This is a genomic window from Rheinheimera sp. (assembly GCF_036568245.1).
In the GTDB taxonomy this organism is placed as follows: domain Bacteria; phylum Pseudomonadota; class Gammaproteobacteria; order Enterobacterales; family Alteromonadaceae; genus Alishewanella.
Window position 1 is genome coordinate 1 of sequence record NZ_DATCSY010000088.1, and the last position, 7,692, is coordinate 7,692.

7 protein-coding genes are annotated in these 7,692 nt (G+C 47.3%); 5 read left to right on the top strand and 2 right to left on the bottom strand.

Going from position 1 to position 7,692, the window contains the following annotated elements:
* Together VIN66_RS03860 and trmA are read left to right on the top strand one after the other, a co-directional pair.
* Window positions 1-220: RNA recognition motif domain-containing protein (locus tag VIN66_RS03860; RefSeq protein WP_414709857.1), on the top strand; the 220-nt coding region annotated here is incomplete at its 5' end.
* A gap of 136 nt (window positions 221-356) precedes the next feature.
* On the top strand, window positions 357-1,445 hold the full coding sequence (trmA, locus tag VIN66_RS03865) for a tRNA (uridine(54)-C5)-methyltransferase TrmA (RefSeq protein ID WP_331922764.1): 1,089 nt from the start codon (window positions 357-359) through the stop codon (window positions 1,443-1,445).
* On the opposite strand, the gene fabR is transcribed toward trmA, so the two are convergent.
* On the bottom strand, window positions 1,442-2,050 hold the full coding sequence (fabR, locus tag VIN66_RS03870) for an HTH-type transcriptional repressor FabR (RefSeq protein ID WP_349257530.1): 609 nt from the start codon (window positions 2,048-2,050) through the stop codon (window positions 1,442-1,444). The two genes, trmA and fabR, sit on opposite strands and share 4 nt — an antisense overlap.
* A 99-nt stretch (window positions 2,051-2,149) precedes the next feature.
* Here fabR and VIN66_RS03875 point away from each other — a divergent pair, with 99 nt between their 5' ends.
* The 3 genes from VIN66_RS03875 to VIN66_RS03885 all read left to right on the top strand — a co-directional run bounded on the left by VIN66_RS03875 (window position 2,150) and on the right by VIN66_RS03885 (window position 6,268).
* Window positions 2,150-3,268, top strand: a complete 1,119-nt coding sequence (locus VIN66_RS03875; protein WP_331922765.1) for an acyl-CoA desaturase — start codon at window positions 2,150-2,152, stop codon at window positions 3,266-3,268.
* 86 nt (window positions 3,269-3,354) lie between these two features.
* Window positions 3,355-4,779 (top strand): Si-specific NAD(P)(+) transhydrogenase, encoded by a 1,425-nt coding sequence (gene sthA, locus VIN66_RS03880; RefSeq protein WP_331922766.1) that lies wholly within the window; start codon window positions 3,355-3,357, stop codon window positions 4,777-4,779.
* Window positions 4,780-4,906: 127 nt separating this feature from the next.
* Window positions 4,907-6,268: a TonB family protein gene (locus VIN66_RS03885; protein ID WP_331922767.1), complete on the top strand. Its 1,362-nt coding sequence runs from the start codon at window positions 4,907-4,909 to the stop codon at window positions 6,266-6,268.
* 34 nt (window positions 6,269-6,302) lie between these two features.
* Here VIN66_RS03885 and hemE read toward each other — a convergent pair whose 3' ends face one another.
* Window positions 6,303-7,382: a uroporphyrinogen decarboxylase gene (hemE, locus tag VIN66_RS03890; RefSeq protein ID WP_331922768.1), complete on the bottom strand. Its 1,080-nt coding sequence runs from the start codon at window positions 7,380-7,382 to the stop codon at window positions 6,303-6,305.
* Window positions 7,383-7,692 lie beyond the last annotated feature (310 nt).

A 7,692-nucleotide genomic window follows, 5' to 3' on the forward strand; every position in this document is an offset into this window, starting at 1 on the left:
CGCGGTGAAAGAGTTATTCCAGCGTTTTGGTATTGTTGTTAATGTTCGTTTGATGAAAGACAGGCAAACGGGCCGTCGTCGGGGGTTTGGTTTCGTCGAAGTCGCAGCAAAAGACGGCAGTAAAATGATTCAGAAGCTTAACGACTTCAATTTCCAGGAACGCACATTAAAAGTTCGTGAAGCAAAAGAGCGTCAGGATAACGACGACAGCGAAGAATAGTTTCATCAATACATTATTGCTAATAAAGAGAGGCTTAGCCTCTCTTTTTGTTTGAGATTCATCATTCAGACGATTGTCTGTTGGCTCGAGGGTTACTCTGGCATAAAATAGCCGTTTTAGTTTAGCAGAGTGTCCGATGAGCGTAGGTCAGGTTTTTCCCGAGCAGTATTCCCAACAACTGTCTGATAAAAGTAACACAGTGCAGCAATTGCTGAGCGAGTTCAAAGCACCTCCGGCTGAAATATATGCATCTGAACCACAACATTACAGATTACGTGCTGAATTTCGTATCTGGCACAATGGCGATGATATTTATCACGCCATGTTTGACCCACAAACACGAGACAAAGTCAGGATCGATTATTTCCCCGTAGCCTGCCGCACTATTTCCGACTTTATGCCGATACTGCTGAGCAATATCCAGTTTAATCATGAGATGCGCTATAAGTTATACCAGGTGGATTATCTGGCGACTCTTTCCGGTGAGCTGCTTGTCTCTCTTATATATAAGCGGCCTCTGACCAATAGCTGGCTGGAACAGGCCAGAGCACTGACAGAAGCTTTGTCGGCACACTATAAAGTAAAGTTTATCGGTCGCTCCCGTAAGCAGAAATTGATGGTCAGCGAAGATTATGTAACGGAGCAGTTTGAACTTGAGGGCCAGCAGCTACGATATCAGCAAGTTGAAGGTAGCTTTACCCAGCCTAATGGCGAGGTAAATCGTAAAATGCTCAGCTGGGCAAAAGCGATATCACAACAGTTGTCTGGTGACTTACTGGAGTTATATTGTGGCAATGGTAACTTTTCTATTGCGTTAGCACCTTGTTTTGATCAGGTTATTGCTACCGAGATCTCGCGCACATCTATCAAATCTGCTCAGTACAATATTACACTTAACAACGTTACCAATCTTCAGGTGCTGCAGATGCCAGCGGAAGATGTATCGGCAGCTTTGCAGCACGGTAGCAAGTTGAAGCAGCTGGATCTAACCGAGATGCAGCTTGGTACCGTGCTGGTAGACCCTCCACGCGCCGGGCTGGATGACGGCACAGTGCAGCTGGTCAGTCGGTTTAATGATATTCTTTATATCTCCTGTAATCCGGAAACGCTGGCACAAAATCTACAAGTACTGATTCAAAGCCATGACATCGTTAAGCTGGCAGTATTTGACCAGTTTCCTTATACCCACCATATTGAAACCGGCGTCTGGCTGCGGAAGCGTTAATCTTTATGTTTGCGGCCATAACTGGCCGCACCATGTGCTAACCAACGTAACTGAGTAATAGTACGGCTGGTCAGATAAGCATATTGTTCAGATGGTGCGTCCAGCGCATCGGCCCCGGTGTGAAAAACCAGTGTAACCATGGCTTCAGCCTGGGCTCTGGCCAGCTCGTCCGGACACGTCGTCTCCTTGCGCAGATACTCTGCCAATTCCGCGACAAAATGTTGAATTTCGCGGGCCACTGCGCTGCGAAAAGCGGCTGAAGTACCGGAGCGCTCCCGCAATAATAACCGGAACACATTGCTGTGGCCGGTGACAAACTCCATAAAAGTCTCAATTGATGTGCGGATCACGCTGCCATTTTTTTCAATACGCTGCCTGGCCTGACGCATTAACTGTCGTAGCATTAAACCGGCTTCATCAACCAGTGTTAGCCCTAGCTCATCCATATCAGCAAAATGGCGATAAAATGATGTAGGCGCTATGCCAGCCTCGCGTGCCACTTCGCGCAGACTCAGGCTGGCAAAGCTCTTGTCTGCACTCAGCTGAGAAAAAGCGGCATTAATAATAGCCCTTCTGGTTCGCTCTTTTTGCTCTGCCCTTGACACAGAAATCCCTTTATTTACCGAAAAGCCCTATCATATACCTTGACCACCGATTTGTGACCAGTAAAATGAGCGAACAGTTGTAAGCTAAAGCGACCACTTATGAAACAAGCCCCGATCATCTGGACCAATGTCCTGCTGTTTTCCATCACGACTCTGGTCGCAATAATTGGTGTACCCTGGTACGCCATGGCGGTAGGTTTTGGCTGGTCAGAACTGATAGCCACTATTATTTGTCTTGGTTATTGTGGGATGTCAATTACTGCTGGCTATCACCGGTTGTGGGCTCACAAAACCTATGAAGCACACCCCTTGTTACAGTGGGTTTATGCCATCGGCGGTGCATTCGCACTGCAAAATAGTGCTTTACATTGGTCAGCCGACCATCGTGTCCATCATCGTCATGTCGACAACAATGACAAAGACCCATACTCCGCAGGCCGCGGTTTCTGGTACAGCCACATCGGTTGGATGTTGCGTGACTACCCTGGCGTTGAAAAGCCGGACTACAATAATGCGCGGGATCTGCAAAAGAATCCTATTGTGATGTGGCAGCATCGTAATTATTTGTGGCTGACTATTTTAACTAATGTCGGTATTCCTTTATTGCTGGGTTTATTGACTGGCAACGTGCTTGGCATGCTGCTCTCTGCTGGTGTACTACGTCTGGTGTTGAGTCATCACTTTACCTTTTTCATTAACTCTCTGGCGCATATCTGGGGCAAGCAACCTTATACCGATCAAAACTCTGCCCGCGACAATGGCGTACTGGCGTTGCTGACATATGGTGAGGGTTATCATAACTTTCACCACATTTTTGAGTCTGATTATCGTAACGGTATAAAGTGGTACCAGTTTGATCCAACCAAGTGGTTTATTAAAGCCGCATCATGGTTAGGCTTAACCAGTAACCTGCGCACAGTTCCGGAAGAGCGTATTGAGCAGGCCAAAGCGAAGATGCAACTACAGCGTGCCAAAGAACACGTAAAACTGCGCCCTAATGCTGAACAATTACTGCAGTTGCTAGAGCATGAATATGAAATACTGTCTGTCAGGATGCAGGACTACTATCAGCTGAAAAAGCAGATGTTACTGCAGCGCAAAGAACAACTGGTTGCTCAGTATCAGGCCGTTGATTTTAAGCATCGCTATCTCGAATTTAAGTTGCATTTACAGCAACAACAACAGCACTGGCAACGCCTGGTAACGGCTTTCAGCTAACAGAAAAAGAGACTTCGGTCTCTTTTTTTGTGCCTGATACCTGATATGCTCAGATATAAATCAATGAAAACAGCGAGATCTAGCACGTGAGTGAAAAAAATACATCGCCCAAGAAAACCCGCTTTGATTTTGATGCCATTGTTATCGGCACAGGCCCAGGTGGCGAAGGCGCTGCCATGTACTTGGCCAAAAGCGGGCTGAAAGTAGCCGCTGTAGAACGGTATCAGTCTGTAGGTGGTGGTTGCACTCACTGGGGCACTATTCCGTCCAAAGCACTACGTCATTCAGTTAGCCGCTTAATCGAATTCAATGAAAATCCGTTGTTTCAGTTGGATGAGCAACATACCAAGCTGACCTTTTCACAAATTTTAAAACATGCAGCAGGCGTGATCCGCAAACAGGTCAGACTAAGAAGCGGTTTTTATGACCGCAATCAGGTCAGGATGTACCAGGGAGAAGCGCGTTTCATTGACAAGCATCACTTGAGTATTCGTAGCGATGACGGCAGCTGTTTTGAACTAAGTGCAAAGACAATCGTTATCGCCTCGGGTTCTCGTCCATATCGCCCGGCTGAGGTCGACTTCAATCATGACCGGATTTATGACTCGGATACTATTCTCTCACTGCAACATGATCCCAAGCATATTATTATTTATGGTGCCGGAGTTATCGGCTGTGAATATGCGTCTATATTCCGCGGCCTGGGTGTACGCGTTGATTTAGTTAACACCCGGGACCGGCTACTTTCTTTTATGGATACCGAAATATCCGACTCGCTAAGTTACCATTTCTGGAACTCTGGTATGACCATCCGCCACGGCGAAGAGTTTGATCGAATCGAAGGCAAAGAAGACGGCGTAGTGCTGCACTTAAAATCCGGTAAAAAGATGAAAGCAGACTGCTTTTTATTTGCCAACGGCCGTACCGGCAACACCGACATGTTAAATCTCTCTGCAATAGGGCTGGAAGCAGACAGCCGTGGTCTGGTGAAAGTAAACAGCCACTATCAGACCAGCGTGCCAAACATCTACGCCGTCGGTGACGTTATCGGTTATCCGAGTCTTGCCAGCGCCGCCTACGACCAAGGCAGGTTAGCTGGCGAGGCGATTGTCAAAGGTAACCTGGACGGCCACCTGATAGCAGATATCCCTGCTGGTATTTATACCATCCCAGAAATGAGCTCTGTTGGTAAAACGGAGCAGGAACTGACTGCAGCAAAAATTCCTTACGAAGTTGGCAGAGCCCAGTTCAAGCATCTGGCAAGGGCACAAATTGCCAATACCAATGTTGGCAGTCTCAAGCTGCTGTTTCATCGCGATACATTAGAGATCCTGGGCATTCATTGTTTTGGTGAACGCGCAGCTGAGATTGTTCACATAGGCCAGGCAATTATGATGCAGAAGAATGGCGGTAATACACTTGAGTACTTTGTTCACACAACCTTTAATTACCCGACGATGGCTGAAGCTTATCGGGTAGCAGCGTTAAATGGACTAAACAGACTATTTTAATCTAATTTATTGAAAATTAATGAGATTGCGTCAGCACTAACGTTGTAACATTTATTTTTGTTTTGCCTGATATTTCGTTGTAAACTCAATTACATAATAATTAAATAATTAGTTTTGTGGGGTTTATATGGTACAGCTTAAGTACGCATTAACACTGCTGTGTTTATTGTCGTGGCAGGCATATGCCGACTTTCCGGTAGCTAAAGCTTTATTCGAAAAGCAGGAATATGCGCTGGCGAAGCCCCAACTTGAAACTCTGGCGGAATTGGGGCATTTGGAGGCACAATTTCTACTATCCCGGATGTATGCTGAAGGGCTGGGGGTTGAACCTGATATGAACCTAGCTTATGCCTGGACACTGATAGCAAAAGATCGCAATCATCCTAAGGCAGAAGAGCAATACCGCGAATTGCGTACAAAGTTGCCGTCGAGACGTGAAGGCAAAGAAGTGTTTACCAGCCTCAATAACCAGTTCGGAAAAGCAGCGCTGGAAGGCAACCTGTACCCGACAGCTAACAGGTATGTCCAGGCAAACTCCCGTGTAAAAGCCATTAGTCAGTCAGAACCTGAATATCCGGGCTATTTTGAACGGGCCGGCATTGCAGCTTGGGCAGTTGTGCATTATGACATTACTGAAGACGGTAAAACTGATAACGTAAACGTTGTTGCATCTTTCCCGGTTGATTCTATTAACGAGTATGTCGTTAAGGCAGTGCAGAGCTGGCGATTTGAACCACCGAAAGATCTGTACGGCACACCGGTACGGATGGAAATGCAAGCACACACCTTCCGCATTAAAGCTTACGCCACTGCGAAAACCCGCAAATTTGAACGGGAAAATCAGGAGTACCTGGATGCAATTTTGGCAGCAGCTAAGGCAGAGTCCGCTAAGTATCAGTACCTGTATGCGCTACTGGCAGAAAACCGCATCATTTCCGGTGCCGATGCGCTACCATGGTATCTGCAATCTGCCATAAACGGCTATGCACCAGCCCAGTACAGGATGGCGCAATGTCTGGTTACCGGTAACGGTTGCAACCGGGATCAAAATAAAGCCGTGAACTGGCTGGCAATATCTGCAGACAGTGGTGATGCTAAGGCGGCATATCTGTTAGCTCAGGAACTACTCGACAGTAACAACGTGAACTATAACCCTCACAAAGCAGCGGGTTACCTCGAAGTGGCTGCGTTACAAGAATATATGCCAGCGATAGCAGATTACGCGGCTTTGCTGGCGATGTCTGATGACCCGACTTTGCGGGATCCAAACAAAGCGTTCCGCCTGGCTGAGCAAGGAAGAGCAATTGACGCAAATAATCCGAATTTATTGTCAACCCTGGGCGTGGCTTTTATTGAGCTTGGCCAGCAAGGACGCGGAGAGTCTATGTTACGCCAGGCATTAGAAGAGGCACGTAGCCGTAACTGGACAATACAGAACTTTGAAGATTTGTTAGCTGACTATCAAACGGCTTCAGCGGGTACTAACTGAGATGAAAACCCCGGCAGCACCGGGGTTTTTCTTTTTACTCCGCGATATCTGCGCTCATATGATAAGTACGGCTAAACGAGTGCACGGCATCAATAAACACGCTGACCCGCTCCGGATCTACATCGGGCGTAATGCCGTGGCCAAGATTAAACACATGCCCACTGCCCTGGCCAAACCCATCCAGAATCATCTGAACTTCCTGCCGGATACGCTCTGGCGAACCAAGCAGGATAGCCGGGTCCATGTTACCTTGCAGCGCAACCTTGCCGCCTACCCTGGCTTTGGCATCAGCGATATTAATAGTCCAGTCCAGACCTAATGCATCACAGCCCGTATTCGCAATCGCTTCCAGCCATAAACCACCATTTTTCGTAAACAAGGTTACCGGCACCTTACGGCCATCAGCTTCGCGCGTTAAACCATTGACGATCTGCTGCATATAACCCAGCGAAAACTCCTGGTAGTCACGTGGTGTCAAAACACCACCCCAGGTATCAAAAATCATTACTGACTGCGCACCTGCTGCAATCTGCGCATTTAAATACAGCGTGACGCTCTGGGCCAGCTTATCCAATAGCAGATGCAGTGCTTCCGGCTCACTAAACATCATTTTTTTAATAGTGCCGAACGTTTTACTACTACCACCTTCAACCATATAGGTTGCCAATGTCCACGGGCTGCCGGAGAATCCAATCAGCGGCACGCTGCCATTCAGCTCACGCCGGATGGTACGAACGGCATCCATCACATAACGTAATTCTTGCTCCGGGTCTGGGATCGGCAGGTTAGCGATCTCCAAAAAGTCACGCACCGGACGCTGAAACTTAGGGCCCTCACCCTCACCAAAATACAGACCCAACCCCATTGCGTCCGGGATAGTCAGAATGTCACTAAACAGAATGGCAGCGTCTAATGCATAACGGCGCAGAGGTTGCAGTGTTACCTCGCATGCCAGCTCAGGGTTTTTGCACAACGACATGAAATCGCCAGCCTGAGCTCTGGTTGCACGGTATTCTGGTAAATAACGGCCCGCCTGGCGCATCATCCATACCGGTGTTCTGTCTACCGGTTGTTTTAATAAAGCTCTGAGGTACCGATCATTTTTTAATTGCATATCTAGCCCGCCATTCACAGAATTGGCGCTATTTTATCACTGCATCGGCGCCACGCCTATTTTTTCGCTATAAATGCTGGGTTCAGGTTTTTTGTGATAGGTGCTTGTCATCAGCAAATTGTTTTGCTATAACAGTTCTGCGCTAGTGAAGAATAACAAGTAAGAAGCCCGTTCTAACGGGACCTCGCAAAAATTTAGTTAAGCCACTTTATGTGGCTTTTTTATTTTCTGCTGCCCACCACACAACCTGCTACCAGCTGATACTCCGGCTTGTTAAACTTTCATCAAAAGATATTTTATTTACCGGCCA

Excerpts from the sequence above, each read along its gene's own strand:
- trmA (WP_331922764.1), top strand. The coding sequence starts at position 357 with ATGAGCGTAGGTCAGGTTTTTCCCGAGCAGTATTCCCAACAACTGTCT.
- VIN66_RS03875 (WP_331922765.1), top strand. The coding sequence starts at position 2,150 with ATGAAACAAGCCCCGATCATCTGGACCAATGTCCTGCTGTTTTCCATC.
- VIN66_RS03885 (WP_331922767.1), top strand. The coding sequence starts at position 4,907 with ATGGTACAGCTTAAGTACGCATTAACACTGCTGTGTTTATTGTCGTGG.
- hemE (WP_331922768.1), bottom strand. The coding sequence starts at position 7,382 with ATGCAATTAAAAAATGATCGGTACCTCAGAGCTTTATTAAAACAACCG.